The 19,775-nt window shown below is 36.8% G+C and carries 18 protein-coding genes; 15 read left to right on the top strand and 3 right to left on the bottom strand.

Features of this window, described 5'->3' with window-relative positions:
• Positions 1–53 precede the first annotated feature (53 nt).
• Complete coding sequence (locus ALLST_RS0104650; RefSeq protein WP_019892925.1) at positions 54–1,184, bottom strand: AI-2E family transporter; 1,131 nt, start codon at positions 1,182–1,184, stop codon at positions 54–56.
• A gap of 326 nt (positions 1,185–1,510) precedes the next feature.
• Here ALLST_RS0104650 and ALLST_RS0104645 point away from each other — a divergent pair, with 326 nt between their 5' ends.
• The 11 genes from ALLST_RS0104645 (at position 1,511) to ALLST_RS0104595 (ending at position 13,686) form a co-directional block, all read left to right on the top strand.
• Entirely contained in the window at positions 1,511–2,239 is a 729-nt protein-coding gene (locus ALLST_RS0104645; RefSeq protein WP_019892924.1) for an RNA methyltransferase, read from the top strand.
• 39 nt (positions 2,240–2,278) lie between these two features.
• Positions 2,279–3,148, top strand: coding sequence for a DUF4438 domain-containing protein (locus ALLST_RS0104640; RefSeq protein WP_019892923.1), 870 nt, complete (start codon positions 2,279–2,281; stop codon positions 3,146–3,148).
• 3 nt (positions 3,149–3,151) lie between these two features.
• On the top strand, positions 3,152–5,299 hold the full coding sequence (gene priA, locus ALLST_RS0104635; RefSeq protein ID WP_019892922.1) for a replication restart helicase PriA: 2,148 nt from the start codon (positions 3,152–3,154) through the stop codon (positions 5,297–5,299).
• 2 nt (positions 5,300–5,301) lie between these two features.
• Entirely contained in the window at positions 5,302–6,552 is a 1,251-nt protein-coding gene (gene rsmB / locus ALLST_RS0104630; protein WP_019892921.1) for a 16S rRNA (cytosine(967)-C(5))-methyltransferase RsmB, read from the top strand.
• A gap of 200 nt (positions 6,553–6,752) precedes the next feature.
• Positions 6,753–7,814 carry a dual-specificity RNA methyltransferase RlmN gene (rlmN, locus tag ALLST_RS0104625; protein WP_019892920.1) on the top strand — a complete coding sequence of 354 codons (1,062 nt, stop codon included), beginning with the start codon at positions 6,753–6,755 and terminating at the stop codon, positions 7,812–7,814.
• A gap of 12 nt (positions 7,815–7,826) precedes the next feature.
• Positions 7,827–8,570, top strand: a complete 744-nt coding sequence (locus tag ALLST_RS0104620; RefSeq protein WP_019892919.1) for a Stp1/IreP family PP2C-type Ser/Thr phosphatase — start codon at positions 7,827–7,829, stop codon at positions 8,568–8,570.
• Positions 8,563–10,236 carry a Stk1 family PASTA domain-containing Ser/Thr kinase gene (gene pknB, locus ALLST_RS0104615; RefSeq protein ID WP_019892918.1) on the top strand — a complete coding sequence of 558 codons (1,674 nt, stop codon included), beginning with the start codon at positions 8,563–8,565 and terminating at the stop codon, positions 10,234–10,236. Before ALLST_RS0104620 ends, pknB begins: the two co-directional genes overlap by 8 nt.
• A gap of 2 nt (positions 10,237–10,238) precedes the next feature.
• Positions 10,239–11,108 (top strand): ribosome small subunit-dependent GTPase A, encoded by an 870-nt coding sequence (rsgA, locus tag ALLST_RS0104610; RefSeq protein ID WP_019892917.1) that lies wholly within the window; start codon positions 10,239–10,241, stop codon positions 11,106–11,108.
• Between the two features lie 28 nt (positions 11,109–11,136).
• Positions 11,137–11,793 (top strand): ribulose-phosphate 3-epimerase, encoded by a 657-nt coding sequence (rpe, locus tag ALLST_RS0104605; RefSeq protein ID WP_019892916.1) that lies wholly within the window; start codon positions 11,137–11,139, stop codon positions 11,791–11,793.
• Entirely contained in the window at positions 11,787–12,392 is a 606-nt protein-coding gene (locus ALLST_RS0104600) for a thiamine diphosphokinase (RefSeq protein WP_019892915.1), read from the top strand. The genes rpe and ALLST_RS0104600 overlap by 7 nt, the downstream gene beginning before the upstream one ends.
• Positions 12,370–13,686 carry a hypothetical protein gene (locus ALLST_RS0104595; protein ID WP_019892914.1) on the top strand — a complete coding sequence of 439 codons (1,317 nt, stop codon included), beginning with the start codon at positions 12,370–12,372 and terminating at the stop codon, positions 13,684–13,686. The genes ALLST_RS0104600 and ALLST_RS0104595 overlap by 23 nt, the downstream gene beginning before the upstream one ends.
• 80 nt (positions 13,687–13,766) lie before the next feature.
• Here ALLST_RS0104595 and rpmB read toward each other — a convergent pair whose 3' ends face one another.
• On the bottom strand, positions 13,767–13,958 hold the full coding sequence (gene rpmB, locus ALLST_RS0104590; RefSeq protein ID WP_019892913.1) for a 50S ribosomal protein L28: 192 nt from the start codon (positions 13,956–13,958) through the stop codon (positions 13,767–13,769).
• A gap of 486 nt (positions 13,959–14,444) precedes the next feature.
• Here rpmB and ALLST_RS10145 point away from each other — a divergent pair, with 486 nt between their 5' ends.
• The 3 genes from ALLST_RS10145 to murD all read left to right on the top strand — a co-directional run bounded on the left by ALLST_RS10145 (position 14,445) and on the right by murD (position 17,921).
• On the top strand, positions 14,445–14,966 hold the full coding sequence (locus tag ALLST_RS10145) for a hypothetical protein (RefSeq protein WP_019892912.1): 522 nt from the start codon (positions 14,445–14,447) through the stop codon (positions 14,964–14,966).
• Positions 14,967–15,141: 175 nt separating this feature from the next.
• Entirely contained in the window at positions 15,142–16,146 is a 1,005-nt protein-coding gene (gene mraY, locus ALLST_RS0104580) for a phospho-N-acetylmuramoyl-pentapeptide-transferase (RefSeq protein ID WP_019892911.1), read from the top strand.
• Between the two features lie 452 nt (positions 16,147–16,598).
• Complete coding sequence (gene murD / locus ALLST_RS0104570; protein WP_019892909.1) at positions 16,599–17,921, top strand: UDP-N-acetylmuramoyl-L-alanine--D-glutamate ligase; 1,323 nt, start codon at positions 16,599–16,601, stop codon at positions 17,919–17,921.
• A gap of 64 nt (positions 17,922–17,985) precedes the next feature.
• Here the strand turns inward: murD and trpS are convergent, their stop codons facing one another.
• Complete coding sequence (trpS, locus tag ALLST_RS0104565; protein WP_019892908.1) at positions 17,986–18,969, bottom strand: tryptophan--tRNA ligase; 984 nt, start codon at positions 18,967–18,969, stop codon at positions 17,986–17,988.
• Between the two features lie 358 nt (positions 18,970–19,327).
• Here trpS and ALLST_RS0104560 point away from each other — a divergent pair, with 358 nt between their 5' ends.
• Complete coding sequence (locus ALLST_RS0104560; protein ID WP_019892907.1) at positions 19,328–19,765, top strand: hypothetical protein; 438 nt, start codon at positions 19,328–19,330, stop codon at positions 19,763–19,765.
• Positions 19,766–19,775 lie beyond the last annotated feature (10 nt).

The raw sequence follows: 19,775 nt of genomic DNA, 5'->3' as shown, positions 1-19,775 counted from the left end.
AAGCAAAAGCATCACGTCCTATAAGATCTGTGATGCTTAACTATTTTAATGTTTTATTTTGTTTCGTTTTTTACTTTTTGTTCGATGACGACACTTGATGAATCAGGAATGACTAAATGTCTTTCTTTTAACGAAATTTCGGCAATGTCTTTGAGTGCTTCATAAATTAAGACAAAGACAGGAACACCTAAGAACATGCCTACAGCACCAAATAAAGCACCGCCAATTGAGACAGAGAATAAAATCCAGAATCCAGAAATTCCTAATTTATCACCTAAGATCAAAGGTTTAATGACGTTACCATCCATCTGTTGAATAATGAGAATAAATACCGCAAAAATTACCGCATACATCGGTTTGATTAATACTAATAATATGATCACCGGGATCGCCCCTAAAAATGGTCCAAATACCGGGATGATATTGGTGATGCCTACGATTAATCCAATCATTGGAGCATAGGGTAATTTTAAAACGATGCAACCAAACCATGTGATTAAGCCAATAATAAAGGAATCTGTTAAGTTTCCAACAATATATTGTTGGAAGACATTTTTTGCATCCATGGAATAGATTTGGATAAAGTTTCCTTTATTTTGACCAAAGATCATATAGACGAGGACTTTAAATGTTCGCAATAAATGTTCTTTATCCGCAATCATGTAAACTGCGGCAGCTAGCGAGATGATCGCATTTGTCGCAAAATGAATGATGTCGATTGAATAGGACATCATTTTTGTCATAGAACTTTGGACCATTTTTTGGAACGTATCGGATATATTCATGCTTTCAAAAGAACTTAATAGTGCAGAAATATCAATGTTGTAGCGTTCCGCTAAATGTGTCAAAATGTTTTCCAATTGGCTCACATAACCAGAAAAGTTATTCACAAAGACTGTAATGGAATCAATCAACGACGGAATTAGCACCCAAAATGTGAAGAGGATGAATAACACAAAGAAGATTGTTACAATCGCGATCGCTAAAGAGCGCGAAAGTTTTGGGCTTAAGTTAAACTCCATTAGTCGATTCATCGTCCAGTTGACTGGACCATCCAAAAGGAATGCTAGACCAAATCCGAGTAAAAACGGAGTCAGCAAACTTACAACAGATCCAACAAAATGAATCAGATCATTGATGCGCCATAAAAAAAGAAAGGCAATCATGGCAATAATCAATGACATTGAACGGATAAATATATTTTTTTGAATCGGATCACGAAGATATCCAAAATCTTGAAAGATAAAAAGGATATCGATTCTTCTTGGCCTCCTTTCAACTTTCTATTTCCAATCATAACAAATTCGGCATTCAATCACTATTTTCATTACAGAATTGTAAAAAAGAATTTTTGAAGACCACAAAATACAAACAAAATAGAACGGAGGAAGAAAATTCAAATTTTTGTTTTTTGCATAGACAAGTGTTTGTTGCTCATGAATGGTTCACAAAATGGTATGATAGATAAGAAATTAGATTCAATTTTGAGAAATAAAAGAAAGGACTCGTTATGGAAACATTAGTTTGGGGTACGATTTCAACGAAAGCAATTTTAGAAGAAGGAAAGCGAAAAGCTTATGAATTATTCGTGAATCCGAAAAAAAGATCCCGTGATATCGCCTATATTATCGCGATCGCCAAACAAAAAGGAATCCCTGTGACATTTTGTTCAAAAGAGACGATGAATGAAATGGCTCCTAATAATGGGGGAGTCATCTTAAAAACAGAAACTAGAATCTTTCCGTCATTGAGTCATGAAACAAAGTTAAATGGACTTTGTGTTTACATTAGTGGCGTAGAAGATCCATATAATTTAGGCAGTATTGCCCGAACACTTTATGCAGCCGGTGCAAGTTTAATGATCATTCAAGAAAGAGATTGGTCCAATGCAACATCGACATTACTTCGTTCTTCAGCGGGTGCTTGGGAACGGTTAAATATTGTTACGATTTGTCAAGATGATCAACTGATCGAAGTTGCCGAAGCGCAAAATCGCGATATTTGTAGCGCAGCGCGCGATGATCAAGCAAAATCGTTATTTGATTGCTCACTTGATCGTGATGTATTGCTTTGTATCGGTGGGGCTATGCGTGGTTTATCCAGTCGGATTTTGAATGCATCGACTGAACATTACTATATTCCTTATGGAAGAGAGTTTAGAAATGCACTGGATTCTGTTTCCGCAACTTCCGTTTTCTCATTTTATTGGATGAACCAACATATCGATACGATAGAATAAAGACAACATTTATGAATCAAAATAAATAAGGAGATAAATATGCTGACATATAATCAAAATCAATTAGTAGAAATGGCCGTTAATGCTAAAGTCGATCATCCTCGTGTTAAAGGTTACCGAGGCGGTTTTGATGGACGCGCTCGTATTACTATAGCAACTGGTGGCATTACCTATTCTCATGCTATTGGGGATTGCTGCATGCATATTGCCGGCGACCATGTTGAACCAGGTGTTTCTATGGCCAATCCAAATCCAGATGAAAATATGGCCGTTGAAACATTCTCTTGCATCGGAAATCCAGTTTATTGTTTAAGTGGGCCTGCTGCCGGTGCAAAAGGATATGTAACAGGTACACATGGTGGAATTGAACATACAATGGCTTATTTTAAAGCAGAAGACTTAGAGCGTATGGAAGGAAATGAGAATTTCTTAATTCGCACTTATGGTCAAGGATTGAAAGTCGATCAAACCCCGGATGTATTTTGGATGAATATCGATCCAAGATTATTGAGCGTGATGAACGTGGACGTGGATGATCAAGGTCAATTGCGTTTCCCAGTCGCAACGATTATTCCAGCATTTTTAATGGGTTCTGGTTTAGGATCTTCCACTATGATGTCTGGTGATTATGACATCATGACTCAAGATAAAGAGGCAAATGAACAATTTGGTTTGAATGATTTACGCTTTGGTGACTTCGTAGCAATTTTAGATCACGATTGCACATATGGTCCTCATTATAAAAAAGGCGCGGTAAGCGTTGGGGTTATCGTTCATTCTGATTCCTTCACTTCCGGACATGGCCCAGGTGTTGCCATCGTAGCAACATCACAAAGTGGAGCAATTATGCCTTTTGTCAGTGATCAGGCAAATTTAAAACACTATTTTTCAAAGATGGAGAACGAATAAAGAATGCCTTATTACGAGGTAGCGATTGAACATTCTACGATTGCATTATCAAAACAATTTACTTATTATAGCGAGCAACCCGTACAGCCTGGCTGTCGGGTTTTCGTTCCGTTTGGTCGCCAGAAATTGACTGGATTAGTGATTCAAGAAGGCCAAAAACAACACGATTCAAACATTCGTATTAAAGAGATCGAAACGATCATCGATGATAAACCTGTTTTAGATCATGAACAAATTGAACTTGCAAGATATTTAGCATGGATCACGATCTCACCAATTATGGGGATGATTCATCTCATGTTGCCCCGCGCATTAGATGCTAAAAGTTCTAAACCAGATTTTTCCTATCGCATGTGGTTGGTTAAACAACCTCTGGATTCACAAAATCCAGTAAGCCTTACGCCAAAGCTGAAAATGGTTTACGAACAAGAATGGCAAGAGATGATTTATACAGATGCCGTCAATGAATTTGGCGCATATAGCGTAAATGCATTATGTAAAAAAGGATTAGCGACAAAAGAAAAGCGAATTATTGATTATGGAACGCTACCTAAGCGCAAGCAAGTCGAATGGCCAGCGCTCAATGCCGATCAACAACGAGCCTTGAATACAATACGCCAAGCCAATAAACAAGTTGTTTTATTACATGGAGTAACGGGTTCGGGAAAAACAGAAGTCTTTTTCCATCTAGCAAAAGAACAACTAGAGCAAGGAAAACAAGTCTTGATCCTTGTTCCTGAAATTTCTTTGACCCCAATGATGGAAGAACGAATTGCGAGTCGTTTTGATTGTGATGTCTATGGTTGTCATTCCCGATTAAGTGATTCACAATTTGTCTCTGTTTGGCAAAATATTGAACAAGCAGGTCCCTGTATTGTAATCGGAACGCGAAAATCAGTTTTTTTGCCGATGAAAAATTTGGGTTTAATCATTATGGATGAAGAGCATGATACGAGTTATAAGCAAGACACCAATATTCGTTATCATGCACGTGACGCTGCTTTATTTCGAGCCAAATATCACCACTGCAAACTGCTTCTCGCATCGGCAACACCTAGTTTGGAAAGTTATTCAAGAGCAATTAAAGGGGTTTATGCTTTAGCCACTTTGCCAAGACGTGTTTCCGGACGGGATGCTTCCATTCGCTTAGTCGATTTAAGAATCACCCCTTCATTTCATAATTACTCCTCGGAGCTAATTGATCGGATCACAAATCGATTAGCGAAACATCAAAAAACATTGATTTTCTTAAATCGACGTGGTTACTTACCGACAGTTCGTTGCCAATCGTGCCATGAATATCTCGTTTGCGAGGATTGTAATGTTCCCCTTAGTTATCATAAAAACGAAGATCGTTTTGTTTGTCATGTTTGTGGAAATCGCTATCCAATCGTTTATGAATGTCCGCATTGTCATTCCAAACAACTGACCCAAACAGGGCAAGGGACAGAACGTCTTGAAGAAGATACTGCAAGTCTTTTTCCGCAAGCTAAAATTGTGCGAATGGACCATGACACAACGCGACAAAAAGGTTCGCATCAGCGTCTACTAGATGAATTTAAAGAAGATGGCGATATTTTAATGGGAACACAGATGATTGCCAAAGGCCTTGATTTTCATGATATTACACTTGCTGGTGTGCTTTCGATCGACTCTATGTTGAATCGTCCTGATTATTTGAGTAATGAAAGAGCGTATCAATTAACGGAACAAGCAGCGGGAAGAGCAGGTAGAGGCAATGAACCAGGGGAAGTCATTATCCAAACCTATAATCCCGAACATTTCGTCTTACAATGCATAAAATCGCATTCTTATACCGACTTTTTCGTCCAAGAAATGCAATATCGACATGCGGGGAATTATCCACCCTATGTCTATTTAGCAACATTAGTGATTCGCAATCATGATGCATTTGAAGCGTATCAAAGAGCTCTTGAAATTAAATATCGACTAGAAGCATATGGCGTTGAAGTTCTTGGACCAGTCGATATTTCCATGCGCAATAAACAAGCGCGAACTAGATTATTAATTAAAGATAAAGATGACGAACATTTAATTCAAACACTATGGCAATGTGCACTATGGTTTGAAGAGAATGCGTCTCGTTCCCGGATGGATATTAACGTCCATCCGATGACATTGGAGGAATAAACATGCTTATGCGAGAATGGGTCTACTTAGCCCTTGTTGACGTGATTAAAAAGAACACCTATTCAAATCTCTACTTAAAAGATCACCTCCATGAAGTGGATCCTAAAGATCGCGCTTTAGCATCAAATATATTTTATGGAACGCTTCAAAATTATGATTTATGTCATTATGCTTGGAGTCGATTTACGGATGGCAAAGTTGGATCCAAAACAGGGATTTTACTCACGATGTCTTGCTATCAGTTGCTCTTTTTAAATAAAGTTCCAGCATACGCGGTGATCAATGATGCTAATAAAATAGCTGTTCATCAACTAAGAGGACAAAAAGGACTTGTCAATGCACTATTACGGAAAGTTAAAGATGTTTCTTTACAATTACCCAATGATCCGATTGAAGCCTTAGCCCTCAAAACATCGATGCCGAAATGGCTGATCCAACTATGGATTAAACAATACTCGCCGCAACAAGCGTTTAAATTTGCGCATGCCTCTTTAGAAGCACTGCCTGTTGTCGTACGCGTCAATCCTTTGAAATGGTCAATCGATGAAGCTAAACAATGTCCAAGATTACGCACGTTTGGACAAGATTATTCAGAACAGACTGGTTTGTTTATCTATACCGGCAACCAAATTGGTCATGATGTCCTATATCAAGAAGGAAAAATCTCCATTCAAGATCCGGGCAGTTTTGAAATTGCTAAATGGGCGAATGTTAAAGCCAACCAAACGGTATTGGATTGTTGTGCAGCACCAGGGACCAAAACAATGGCAATGGCCGAAATGGCAAAAGACCAAGCCAAAATCGTTGCGCAAGATGTCCATGAACATCGCGTACGTTTAATTCAACAAGATGCCAAACGTCTAAATCTTACAAACATTCAAGCGCGCCAACAAGATTCGACGATCGTGAGTGATCCGCTTGTGCAATATGATGTTGTTCTATGCGACGTTCCTTGTAGTGGATTTGGAATTCTTTCACGAAAACCAGATTTAAAATTGCGATTAGATCCAAAAACAATCGATTCTTTATTACCAATTCAAAAAGAATTATTGATCGCTGCAGCTAAACAAACGAAAGTAAATGGAACGCTGATTTATTCGACTTGTACATTAGATAAAAAAGAAAATGAAAAACAAGTCGAATCGTTTTTAGCCGACCATCCTAACTTTGTTTTAGAAAAAGACATCACGATTGAACCAACTTCTCAAAATGGTGGGTTCTATATTGCAAAATTAATTAAAAAAGAACAATAGTGGCCATAGATCGCCATAAAAAACGGGCATGAAGAGTCTGTCCGTTTTTTTAGTTGATTTTGTTTGCGCAGTTTCTTGTCTAATTTATCGAATCGAAAGCGCAGAATGGAAAATCAGCACACTTATAGGTTAAACTAAAAGGAAGATTTCGAATCTTGAGGATTCAAATCTAAATATCAATGAGCGATAGGAGAATTTGAATGCGTAGTATTTATGATTTAACTTACTCACAAATGGAAGAATGGTGTCTATCTAAAGGTTGGAAGAAATTTAGAACTCAACAAATCTTTAGATGGTTATATAAAGAAAGAGTTATCGATTTTGATGAGATGACCAATCTATCAAAAGAAACACGGGAAGAATTAAAGAAAGACTTTATGTTTAACCCTTTAGCTCTCGTGACTAAACAAGTTGCTAGTGATGGAACAACCAAATTCTTGTTTAAAACAAAAGATGGTGCTTTGATGGAAAGTGTCATGATGGTCTTTGATTATGGAAATTCCATCTGTGTCTCTAGCCAAGTCGGATGTAATATGGGTTGTACATTTTGTGCTTCAGGGTTAACAAAAAAACAACGCGATTTAACACCTGGCGAAATGTTAGGCCAAGTCATGCACGTTCAACATGAATTAGATAAGAAGAATGAACGTTTATCTCATATCGTTGTGATGGGTACAGGTGAACCTTTTGATAACTACGATGCAGTGATGAACTTTTTACTTACTGCCAACCACGATCGTGGCTTAGCGATTGGTTCTCGTCACATTACGATTTCGACATCGGGAATTGTGCCTAAAATTAAACAATTTGCCGATGGTCATTATCAATACAATTTGGCTGTGTCTTTACATGCGCCAAATGATGAATTGCGTACAAAATTAATGCCTGTCAATAAAGCTTATCCATTAGCAGAATTGATGGATGCAGTGGAATACTATACAAAAGAAAACAATCGTCGTTTGACGTTTGAATATATCTTGATTAAAGGTGTTAATGATTCTTTAGAACATGCTAAACAATTAGCAAATTTGCTTCGTCCCTATATTTGTTATGTGAATTTAATTCCTTATAACAGTGTGGATGAAAATGGTTATCAATCGACAACTCGCCAAGAAGCGATGAAATTTTATGATGCATTAAAAAAACAAGGCATTGCAGTCACAATCCGTAAAGAACATGGTTCGGATATTGATGCTGCATGTGGTCAGTTACGTATTAAAGAATTAAGAAAAGAAAAACGTCTAAAAGAAGAACATCAATAGAAAGGATTCGGCATGCTTGAAGTCTTTGGAAAGTCGGATATCGGCAAATCAAGAAAATTAAATGAAGATAGCTTTTTGATTGCTGAAAATCAACATCAAGATCAGATTTTGATCATTTGCGATGGAATCGGCGGTGCTGCGAGTGGAGAAGTTGCAAGTGGTATGGCTTGTGAGCTTGCTCGAAAACATTTTGAAAATGCACCAGCTTTTCAAAAGGATTATGAAGTGGATGAATGGTTGCGAAAGGTGATCAGTAAAATCAATGATGCGATTTATTCGAAGTCAATGTGGACGCGGAAAAATCGTGGCATGGGAACAACTTGCGTTGGCGCCATCATCACCAATATTGGAACTTATATTTTCAATGCTGGCGATTCACGACTTTATGCTTTGTATAGCGATGGTTTAATTCAAATGAGTGAAGACCATTCCTATCTCAATGAGTTAATTCAAGATCAAAAGCTTTCTCTTGAAGATGCAAAACGTCATGAACATCAAGGAGCTTTGACCAATGCAGTAGGAGTTGGTCGAACATTTCGTCTAGATATTCAAAAAATCCAATCGAACTATAAAGCGTTATTGATTTGTTCAGATGGTTTGAGCAGTTATGTAACTGAACGCAACATTGCGCGAGTGATGGAGTCGGATCTATCACTTCAAGCCAAATGCGATTTGTTGATTGAACTTGCCAATGATGCTGGAGGCCTGGACAATTGTACGGTGATCGTTACCTCGCCAGGAAAGTACTATGCTTGATACGATCGCAAACCGTTACCACATCAAAAGTTTGATTGGACAAGGTGGGATGGCTGATGTTTATCTTGCGTATGATGAAATTATGAATCGGCCGGTAGCAATAAAAATATTGCGCCCGAAAGTCGCTGATGACTCGCAAGCTGTCGTGCGCTTCATTCGTGAAGCCTCGGCAGTTCGTAAACTAAGTCACCCAAACGTTGTTGAAGTCTATGATGTTGGAGAATGCGGAAACTTACATTATTTAGTCATGGAGTACATTCCAGGCATCACCTTAAAAGAGTTGATCGCAAAATCAGGAAAAATGAGTGCGCCAAAGGCCATTTTAATGATGAAAGAGCTGACGAGTGCTGTTGCTGCAGCGCACAAAAATAACATTATTCACCGCGACATTAAACCGCAAAACGTCTTAATTCATAAAAATGGTCAATTAAAGATTACTGATTTTGGCATTGCAATTGCTGCTGATTCTATGGATATGACCGCAAATCAAGCCATTATGGGCTCATCTCATTATTTAGCCCCTGAATCAGCTGCTGGACTTGCCCCAGATTATCGAGTCGATATTTATGCACTAGGGATTGTATTCTTTGAATTGCTTTGCGGTAGTGTACCTTTTACGGGGACTTCACCTGCCGCAATTGCCCTAAAACATATGCAAGATCCATTACCTTCAATTTTGCCCTATAACGAAACTGTTACACAGGCAATTGAAAATGTGGTCATTAAAGCAACCGCAAAAAATCCTGATGAACGTTATCAAAGTGCTCAAGAATTATTAGATGCGCTTGAAACGTGTCAAAATCCGGAATTTAAAAATGTAAAAAAACTAGAACTGAAAACTCCATCTCTAGAATTACCGGCTAAAGACGAATCGGTCGTTACAACATCTGATATTACGCAAACGTCTACTCAACGCCCGCTATCACATGTCAGTAAAGAAAAAACACCGACTTGGCCGATCACTGCATTAACCGGATTGATTGGAATTTTAGTTTGTGCCTTTAGTGGCTTGATGTTAATTAGTAGTGGCGTGGTTGCCATTGATGGTTGGTTTGGCTGGCAACAAGTTCCTAATGTTGCGGGTCTTTCACAAGAAGATGCCCTCAACAAATTAACTGAATCGGGAATATTGGAGAACCAAATTGAAATTCAAGAAGTTGCTGTCGATCAATATGAACCGGGAATTGCGTCGGGAACGGATATTCCTGCCGGCCATTTTGTTTCTAATGAAGATAAAATTAGCCTTTACATCGCAAAAGGACCGACATTTTTAGTCGGAGACTATACGGGTCAATATTTAGAAGATGTTCAAAAAATCTTTACAGACAACAATTTATCAATTTGGATTACGACCACAACCAAAGAAACTGTTGATCGGGCACCAGGAGTAATTTTAGAACAACATGGATTATTAGCTGGAACCCGAATTGATCCCAAAGATCAAGCGAATATTGAATTTGTCGTTTCCGCATATCCGACAATCATGATTTCTGATCGTTATATTGGCATGGATGTTGATCAAGCAAAGCAGGAATTAAATGATTTAGGTATGGCAGTGATCACAAAAAATATTCAAGGATCCAAAACAGTTCAATCAATTGATCCTCCAGTAGGGACGAATTATACACAAGAAGGAAGTGACAGCGTCATTACGCTGTACCATTAATTATGAAACAAGGACGAATTATTAAAGTAATCTCGAATCAATATACGATACTTGATGGTCAACAACAGTTCATCGCAAAACCGCGAGGTAAAATGCGTAAAGGGCAAACGCCTTATGTCGGAGATTGGGTGAATTATGAAATCATCGAAGACAGTGTCAGAATTGATTCAGTTTTAGAACGTAAAAATCGACTATTGCGACCATCAGTATGCAATGTTGATCAAGCGCTCATTGTAACCTCTCTTAAAGATCCAGACTTTAGCGAACACCTTTTAAACCGCTTAATCTTTTTGGTTTTACTTTGTGACATAGAGCCAGTCATTTGTATTACAAAATCAGATTTAGTTGAACCGGAACAATTAGAAAAGATTCAGTCCATTCTCGATTGGTATCGTAAAGCTGGATATCGCATGTTCTTTTCTCATCCGGGAAGTGATGATCAAGAGCTCCGTGAATTGTTATCCAATAAAATTAGCGTATTGTGTGGTCAATCCGGAGCGGGGAAAAGCTCGCTTTTGAATCGTTTAGATCCAACATTTAAACTCCACACCCAACAAATTTCTAAAGCGCTTGGACGTGGGAAACATACTACTCGCCATTGTGAGCTCCATCCCATTGGTGATGGCTTAGTGGCGGATACACCAGGATTTTCTTCGTTAGATTTTTCAAGAATGGATGTCAGTCGTTTAGACCATTTATTATTTGATTTTCAAGAAGGAATTGAACAAGGGTGTCGTTTTGCTGATTGCATTCATGTCGATGAGCCAGATTGCGCTATAAAAGAAGGCGTGAAAAATAACACGATTAATCCTGTGTTATATGAAGATTATTGTCAGCTCATGAAAGAGCAAAAAAATAGAAAACAGTATTAATAAACATAAACAAATGAAGGAGAATAGTATGCCAGAATTAGTGATTGCCCCATCCGTTTTATCGATGGATTACACCAAAATGCTCGAACAAATTAAAGCTTTGGAAGCTTCAAAAGCGAAATGGATCCACTATGATGTAATGGATGGACATTTTGTTCCTAACTTGTCATTTGGACCAGATATTTTAAAACAATTTAAAAAATCAACGGATCTCTTTTTAGATGTTCATTTAATGGTGAGCGATCCTACTTATTTTTCTAAAGTATTTATTAATGCCGGTGCGGATTTGATCGTATTCCATACTGAAGCTTTAGATAATGACTTATCTTCTATTTCGAAATTAATTGAAGACATTCATCAACAAGGAATTCAAGCAGGATTTAGTGTGAAACCTAATACTCCAATCGAACCATTTTTACCTTTATTAAAAGAAGTAGATATCGTTTTAATCATGTCAGTTGAACCAGGATATGGTGGTCAAAGCTTTATGCCAGAAACACTTGAAAAAGTACGGACATTAAGTGCTTATCGTCAAGAACATGGATTAAACTACCGTATTGAAATTGATGGCGGAATTAATGATCAAACAGCCAAAGAAGCAAAAGCTGCTGGGGTTGATACTTTAGTTGCAGGAAGCTATGTCTTCAAAAATGATATTGAGAAAGCGGTGGATTCACTTTGTTAAAAAAGCATGATATTGCAGTTTTAGTTAGTCCGATTGCCACCGATTTACCTGATTTTAAAGACGTAGACTGGATCGGTGTTGATTTTGGTTTTCAAGTGCTGTTAGAACATAACATTCAACCTTATTTTGTGATTGGGGATTTTGATTCTAAAAATGAAGAGATTAAACTCGATTGTCCTGTTTTTATACACCCAACGCATAAGGATGAAACGGACATGGAGCTCGCCTTGATGAAGGCTAAAGAAATGGGTTACTCGCAAATTTATATTTGTGGTGCTATTGGAAAACGTTTAGATCATACATTAGCTAATTTGCGAATAATCGGATGGCAATATCCCAATGTAGTCGTGTTAGATCAAAATACGCGAATTCGCGTGCTAACAAAAGGACAGTATGAATTTAAAGCACAATATTCGCATATCTCCTTTTTTGCGCTAGAAAAGACTTGTATTTCATTAGATCATTTTGAATATGAGTTAGATCAGCGCTGGATTGATGTTCAGGATATTTATACTTGTTCTAATTCAATTCCTAATGAATCGGCAACTGTAACCGTTCATGAAGGGAGGGTGATTAGTGTCGAAACCAATTTTAGATAAGCAAAACACTTATCATCCATATGAAATTATCTCCACTTTATTCCTTGTTTTGATTTTATTGGGCATGGGGATTTATTCGCTTGTCATACCGGCCGCATTTTATGATTTGAATTTAAAGATTGCGGTTGTTGCGGTGTTTATCTATGGTTTTTATTTGATTAGCCAAAATTTCATTCAATCGCGAAAGAAAAAGTCAAACTATTTCTATGGTGGAATCACTATTGCCTTTGGTATCCTTTTGCTTTTTAATCAAAGACTACCAGAGTGGATTATCCGAACATCGTTTGGTTGGTATTGTTTAATTGCTTCCATATCGATGCTTGTGCAAGCTTGCATTAACTGGTCTAATCGCGTCAAGATTAGAGTGCGCAGTGTTGTCTTGATTTCGATTTATGGAATTATTGGTTGCGTTTTGTTGTTTACTGATTACGTTGATACTGTCAATTTATTAAGGATATTTGGCGTATATTTTATCTTACTTGCTGCACGAATTGCAGTGAACTTATATGATGCCTATTCTTCTTCCTATACTTGGAAAAGAGGTTTATATATCGGTTTACCGATCGTTTTAGGAACACTATTGCCTGATGCTGCTTTAAAGGTAATTAATGAAAAAATTAAATTAGGCCAAGACTATGGGAAAAAGACCGTCAAAGTTGATCGCGATGCTCCAGCTAAGCTTAAAGTTTTTATTCATATAGGGAGTGACGGTTTTCAAAAAATTGGTCATATTACGTTTTCTTGGCGCGGTATGATCTATTCGTATGGCAATTATGATACGGAAAGCTATCGCTTTTTACAGTTATTAGGGGATGGCGTTTACTTTATTGTTCCAGAAGATCTTTATGTTCCGAATCTCGTTAAATACGAGCATAATACGTTATTTGAATATTCGATTGTTACAACTCCACAAGAAGATGAAAAAATCGAAGAACAGCTTGATGAGTTGTTTCATCGTTCTGTACGCTGGTATAGCAAAATAGAACGGAAGGGAAAAGCATCAAAGCTTGCTGAATTAGAAGAAGATTATCCTAGCCGTTTACATTATCGTACAGGAGCTAAGTTTTATAAGTTTAAATCTGGCTCATTTAAGACGTATTGGGTTGTTGGGGATAATTGTGCCTTATTTTCTGATTTGATTTTAGGTACTGTCGGTGCTGATGTTTTATCGGTTAAAGGAATTCTCACACCGGGTACATATTATGATTATTTAGAAAATGAATATCAAAAAGAAAACTCGCCCATTATTCAAAGGCGAGTTCACTCATTCGAAGCTAGCTTAACTCAAAAATAGAGTTGCTAGCTTCTTTTTGTTTTGATAAAAGTATAAAAATACAGAATAAAAAAGCCGCTTAACGCGGCTTAGAAAGGAGTTTAGATAGCTCCTTGTTTTTTCAATGTTCTCAGGGTTCTTGCAGCAACTTTAACCGTTTGAGGTTTGCCGTCAACCATGATTGTAGCTTTCTGCAGGTTAACGTTCCATTTACGGCGGGAAGCTCTCATGGAGTGAGAACGTTTGTTACCGGACAGAGGTCCTTTACCAGAGATTGCACACTTTCTAGACATTTGTATCCCTCCTTCTCCAATAAGTAAGCAACTATTTTTACAGTCGCTTTGACATATTAACACCCAACCCATTACTTTTCAAGAAGAAACGATAATTCTCATCAAAATGCTGGGTAAATGGAAAATGAAGATGTTCATTAACTCGGAAATTTTAACAAATTGATCGCTCAAGATAAACCAGGAGTAGGAAAATTCGCCATAAAAAGGGATAAATTGGCAGAAAATGATTCGTTTTTAGGTTAAAATCTAAATGTTTTGAATTTTTGCACAATTAATCATTTATTCGTTAAATCTATTTAGTATCCGAAAAAAAGCGAAAATTTCCATTTTGTATGCTTTTTAGTATAATTTAAATGAGCATAGTACTTTTGATCCAAACATAATGATAGAGAAATCTATTATAAAGACTCGTGATTTACAATGATTTATATTAAATCTTTAAATGAAGATTGAAACTAGCTATGACGATGAAAAGGAGAATGGATTATGTCATTCAAAAATAAATTAATTGCCGGTGCTGTTTCACTTTGCACTCTATTTGGAACGATTGCACCAACACCAGTTCTTGCTGCCAATAGCACACCTGTTTACCGTTTATATAATAGCCAAACAGGTGAACATTTCTATACTGTTTTCTCTCAAGAATATTACAATCTTGTGAATGCGGGATGGACGTATGAAGGGGTAGGTTGGAATGCTCCTGTTTCAGGATGGTATGTTTACCGTTTATTAAACCCAAATACAGGCGATCACCACTATTGCATGGACACAAATGAAAAAGATACATTAATTGCTCGCGGCTGGGTATATGAAGGAGTTGCCTGGGGATCTGTCAGCTTAGCTTGGGAAGATCGTAAAACAGCAAGAGGTATTCCTGTTTATCGTTGTTACAATCCATACGCAACGACAGCGACGCACCATTATACAAAAAATGCAAATGAAGTTCGTGCTTTACAACGTTTAGGATGGAGATATGAAGGAATTGCTTGGTATGGTTCTGCATACTAATCGTGATTCGTTTCAATAAAATTTTTAATGATCAAGAAAAGACGTCGTTTAAATACGGCGTCTTTTCTTATAGATCTACCAATCTAACGAGTTCTTCTGTTTTCAATTTTTTTACACTTAAAAAAATATAGAAAGTTCTGTGTTATAATCTTCAAGCAAAAAGAAGGGTGAAATTATGAATCATATTGTGCCGATTGACTGGTCGATGATTGGTTTAGCAATTGTATTAGGTATTGTAGTGCTCATTGGAATGCTAGCCTTTATGCCAGCTCTGATTCGTTACTTACATAAATTAAAATTTGGTCAAACTGAACGTGAGGAAGGACTTGCAAGCCATAAGGCGAAAACAGGAACGCCTACAATGGGCGGACTTGCATTCTTAATTGTGCCTTTTATTGTTTATTTTATTGCAAGTTTCTTTACGCCATTAAACTGGGACAATTCCACCGTCATTATGTGGATCGCTTATTTAGGATTTGGATTAATTGGATTTGTCGATGATTATATTATCGTTGTTCAAAAATCGAATGAAGGATTAAAACCAGCCTTAAAGTTTGGATTACAAGCTGTCCTTGCTGTGTTGTTAACAGTTTATTACATGATGCATAATCCAACGTTGATCCATTTACCAGGTCATATTCAATGGTTAGCACCAACTTGGTTCTTTGTGATTTTGATCTTTTTCTTATTCACAGGATCAAGTAATGCGGTCAATTTATCTGATGGAGTAGATGGTCTTTGCGCAGGGTTGTCCATTATTTCCTTTGTTCCATTTGCTTTAGTGTTTGCTTGGCAAGGCCAATATAGTGCATGTGCGATTTTGATCATGGTGATCTTTGCTTTGTTTGGATATTTACGATTTAATATCCATCCGGCAAAAGTCTTCATGGGCGATACCGGATCTTTGGCTTTAGGTGGTATTTTAGCCGCAGCAGCAATGACGACTAAGATGGAGTTGTTGTTATTGATCGCAGGTGGCGTGTTTATTGTTGAAACACTCTCAGATATTATCCAAGTTCTGTATTATAAAAAGACACATCGTCGTGTGTTCTTGATGGCTCCTTTACACCACCATTTCGAAAAGAAAGGCTGGTCAGAAATGAAAGTCTGCACTGTCTTCTGGTCATGGGGAGCGATCCTAGCTGCAATTTCGATTTTCTTAGCATTCCTGGCTCTTTAGTATCGAGCAAATGGCAAAGTTTTAAATTGATGCAAAATGGTCTTTAAAGAAGTTGAGTGTAATGCTCATACTTACTTTGAAGACCTTTTTTGTTTTGAGTCAATTGATGAGTTTTGGATCGATTAAAATAGAGATTCAGTTAGAAAAATTGATCATGCTGACGATTTTGGTTTTTAAGAATGATTTGGATTGAACACTTTTGGCGAGTAAGGGTGTTTTTAGCGTGATTAAGCAATAAATCGGATTAGTGAAGATCTTAGCTTTCTTTTTTGTTTTGGTTGGATAAGTGATTTTAAAAAGATAAACTTGCGAAATTGACTAAACTCATGAAAGAATCAATCGATACAAGACAGAAATCATGCAAAACGAAAAGGAAACGTTCATAATAATATCGTTTATGTACAGATCAACCATCGCTTGAGGATGGATTTAAAATAAAGAGGACAAATAAGATGAAACAAGTATTGTTAATTGGAGCAGCCAGATCAGGAATTAATGCTGCCAAGTTACTCAACAACCATGGCTATCATGTTGTGTTGACGGATCAAAATAAAATTGAAAATAAAGAAGAATTAGAAACGCTAGGAATTGAAGTGTTTGACCAAGGACATCCTGATTGCTTGAAAGAAAAAGAGTACGACTTTGTGGTGAAAAACCCAGGAATCCCTTATCGCGTTCCTTTTATTGCTTATTTTCTTGAAAAGAAAGTACCAATTTATACTGAAATCGAAACAGCTTTTTGGTTTGCCCCAAAATTTAGTTATGGCGCAATTACCGGAACTGATGGAAAAACAACTGTAACAACTTTGCTTTACGAGATGTTAAAAGCGCAATTTTCCGATGCCAAAGTAGCTGGAAACATTGGTGTACCATTAAGTGAAATTGTTTTAGGTAATGAAGAACAAACAGCCCATGTCGCATTAGAGCTGAGCAATTTCCAATTGTTAGGAATTGAAAAATTTAGACCTCATGTCAGTGTTGTCACGAACCTTGCACCGGATCATTTAGATTACATGAATAGTTTAGAAGATTATTATGCTTCTAAATTTAAAATTTACGAAAATTGTGATGAAAACGACTTCTTTATTCGGAATGTCGATGATCCTACAATTATTGAATATGCCCAAAATATTCCTTGCCAAGTCATTGATTGTTCACTGAATCGACAAGATGTGGCTTTACATATCCAAGATGGATTTGTTTGTTTGCATGATATTCAGCTATTTTGCATCTCTGATTTAAAACTAGTTGGTCAATTTAACTTGATGAATGCAATGCAAGCTGCTTGTATTGCTTATTTACTTGGCGTAAATCCAGAAACCATTCAACACGTGATTGAAGATTTTAAAGGGGTAGAACACCGTATTGAATATGTTGATACGATTCGCGGGGTTCGTATTTATAACGACTCTAAAGCGACAAATACTCATTCTGCGATGGCAGCTTTATCAAGTTTTGAATCAGGTGTCCATTTGCTTGCAGGAGGAAAAGATAAAGGAATTGATTATTCTGAATTAAAACAATATGACGATCGAGTCAAAACATGCTATGCATTTGGTCAAATTGAACATGTCTTTGAAGATATTTTTTCACGTACAGAAATTTGTCATACGATGGAATGCGCCCTCAATCGCGCTTTAGAACAAGCTAAGGAAGGGGAAGTGATTTTGCTTTGTCCAGCAACTTCTTCTTTTGATCAATTTAAAAACTATGAAGTGCGTGGTCAAATCTTTAAAGAACTTGTTAAAAAACAAGCCGAAAAAATTGAATCGTAAAATCATTAACAACGAAAAAAGGCGGAATCGATATTGATTCCGTCTTTTCGTTGTTTAAAAAGAATTAAATCGTTAATCCAACTTTACGATAAACTTTAGCGATTTTTTTGTTGGCAACTTTTGATGCTTTTTGGGCACCTTCATTTAAGATTTCGTTAATTTTACCACTTGAGGTAATGTCTTGATAACGAGCTTGTAAATCAGTTAGGAAATTAAAGACAACATCGCCAGTTTCTTTCTTTAATTCACCATAACCTTTGCCTTGGTAACGTTCGACAATTGATTCGATCGGTTCATCCGTTAAAGCAGATAAGATCGTGATTAAATTGGCTAAGCCTGGTTGATTTTCTGGATCGAAACGGATTTCCCCTAATGAATCCGTCACTGCACTTTTGATTTTATTGCGTGCTGTTGCTGGATTATCTAATAAATCGATACATCCTTTTGGATTTGTATCTGATTTAGACATTTTCTTCGTTGGATCTTGTAAATCAAAGATTTTAGCTCCGACTTTTGTAACGAGTGGTTCAGGAACTTTAAATGTATCAGAATAACGTTTATTAAAGCGTTCTGCCAAATCACGAGTCAGTTCAACGTGTTGTTTTTGGTCAACACCAACTGGTACGTAATCTGGATCATATAACAGGATGTCTGCTGACATTAAAGGTGGGTAAGTGAATAATCCAGCAGTAATTCCTGTTTCTTGTTTTGCCATTTTATCTTTAAATTGAGTCATTCTTTGCAGTTCGCCATAACCGGACATGCAAGTCATAATCCAACCAAGTTGAGCATGAGCAGCGATATCACTTTGTAAAAAGATCGTGCATTTTTCTGGGTCTAAACCGCAAGCTAAGTAAAGTGCGATTAAGTCTTTTGTATTTTTTCTTAACTCACTTGCTTGAATTGGAACAGTCAATGCATGTTCATTAGCAATGAAAATAAACATTTCATATTCGTCTTGATATTTTACGAATTCGCGAATTGCACCAATATAATTTCCTAAAGTTAGGCGTCCTGTTGGCTTAATTCCGCTTAACATTGTTTTCATGATCAAATCCTCTTTTCAAATCTAATAATGAAATTATCCACCTTGCCTTTATTGAATGTGTTGTGTGATGGTAAGGGAATAAATCACTCTTTTGATATTATATTGAAAAAATGAAAATATTGTTTAAATCGATCTGATTTTGTATCGGATTACGGATCTTTTAGAACAAATGTCTCAAATGTGTAAATTCGTAAACAGAAAAGGCATTGAATGATTAGAGTAATGATTTAAAAAAGATTGATTGATCATTTGAAACAGAAAAATCAATAAAAACTGATTTTCACTTCAACGCTTGTTAGAGTAAAAAAGAACCGTTTTGTATGGATATGAGAAAAATAGAACTTATTGGAGGTACGTAATGATACGCATTTTATCTATTTCAGGATGTTCCCGGGTTAAACCGATTAAAGTAATTGCGACAAATACGAGTTGTCCTTATCAAGAGATTAACCAATTAAAGTATTTTTTAGATTCTATTCATCATGAAGAAGAATTTCAAATGATTGCCGACTTCTATCATGTTTCGAAAGAAAAACTGCAAAATACGCCATCGATCATTTCTAAGCCTTTGATTTTAATTGAACCTGAATTACTCGATGAAGAAGTGACTTTTTTAGAGCAACTTCAAGAAAAAGGCTATTTTGAATGTTGTGAAACGAGTTGCGCGAAAAGCACAGTATGTCCAGCACGAGAGCGTAAAATTGATATTTTGATAATCCCCCACTGCAAAGATTGCACTGAAAATGTCGGATCATGGCAAAAATTTCCAAAAAATAAACTGGAAATGACGAAATAGAACCAAAATC

The sequence above is a fragment of the Allobaculum stercoricanis DSM 13633 genome, assembly GCF_000384195.1.
GTDB classification, from domain to species: Bacteria; Bacillota_I; Bacilli_A; order Erysipelotrichales; family Erysipelotrichaceae; genus Allobaculum; species Allobaculum stercoricanis.
The sequence above is the reverse complement of the archived record's forward strand: the minus strand, read 5'-3'. Positions and strand labels throughout refer to the sequence as shown.

Bases quoted from the DNA above. Each gene is read 5' to 3' on its own strand.
- ALLST_RS0104650 (WP_019892925.1), bottom strand. From the start codon at position 1,184: ATGTCATTGATTATTGCCATGATTGCCTTTCTTTTTTTATGGCGCATC.
- ALLST_RS0104645 (WP_019892924.1), top strand. From the start codon at position 1,511: ATGGAAACATTAGTTTGGGGTACGATTTCAACGAAAGCAATTTTAGAA.
- ALLST_RS0104640 (WP_019892923.1), top strand. From the start codon at position 2,279: ATGCTGACATATAATCAAAATCAATTAGTAGAAATGGCCGTTAATGCT.
- priA (WP_019892922.1), top strand. From the start codon at position 3,152: ATGCCTTATTACGAGGTAGCGATTGAACATTCTACGATTGCATTATCA.
- rsmB (WP_019892921.1), top strand. From the start codon at position 5,302: ATGCTTATGCGAGAATGGGTCTACTTAGCCCTTGTTGACGTGATTAAA.
- rlmN (WP_019892920.1), top strand. From the start codon at position 6,753: ATGCGTAGTATTTATGATTTAACTTACTCACAAATGGAAGAATGGTGT.
- ALLST_RS0104620 (WP_019892919.1), top strand. From the start codon at position 7,827: ATGCTTGAAGTCTTTGGAAAGTCGGATATCGGCAAATCAAGAAAATTA.
- pknB (WP_019892918.1), top strand. From the start codon at position 8,563: ATGCTTGATACGATCGCAAACCGTTACCACATCAAAAGTTTGATTGGA.
- rsgA (WP_019892917.1), top strand. From the start codon at position 10,239: ATGAAACAAGGACGAATTATTAAAGTAATCTCGAATCAATATACGATA.
- rpe (WP_019892916.1), top strand. From the start codon at position 11,137: ATGCCAGAATTAGTGATTGCCCCATCCGTTTTATCGATGGATTACACC.
- rpmB (WP_019892913.1), bottom strand. From the start codon at position 13,958: ATGTCTAGAAAGTGTGCAATCTCTGGTAAAGGACCTCTGTCCGGTAAC.
- ALLST_RS10145 (WP_019892912.1), top strand. From the start codon at position 14,445: ATGTCATTCAAAAATAAATTAATTGCCGGTGCTGTTTCACTTTGCACT.
- mraY (WP_019892911.1), top strand. From the start codon at position 15,142: ATGAATCATATTGTGCCGATTGACTGGTCGATGATTGGTTTAGCAATT.
- murD (WP_019892909.1), top strand. From the start codon at position 16,599: ATGAAACAAGTATTGTTAATTGGAGCAGCCAGATCAGGAATTAATGCT.
- trpS (WP_019892908.1), bottom strand. From the start codon at position 18,969: ATGAAAACAATGTTAAGCGGAATTAAGCCAACAGGACGCCTAACTTTA.
- ALLST_RS0104560 (WP_019892907.1), top strand. From the start codon at position 19,328: ATGATACGCATTTTATCTATTTCAGGATGTTCCCGGGTTAAACCGATT.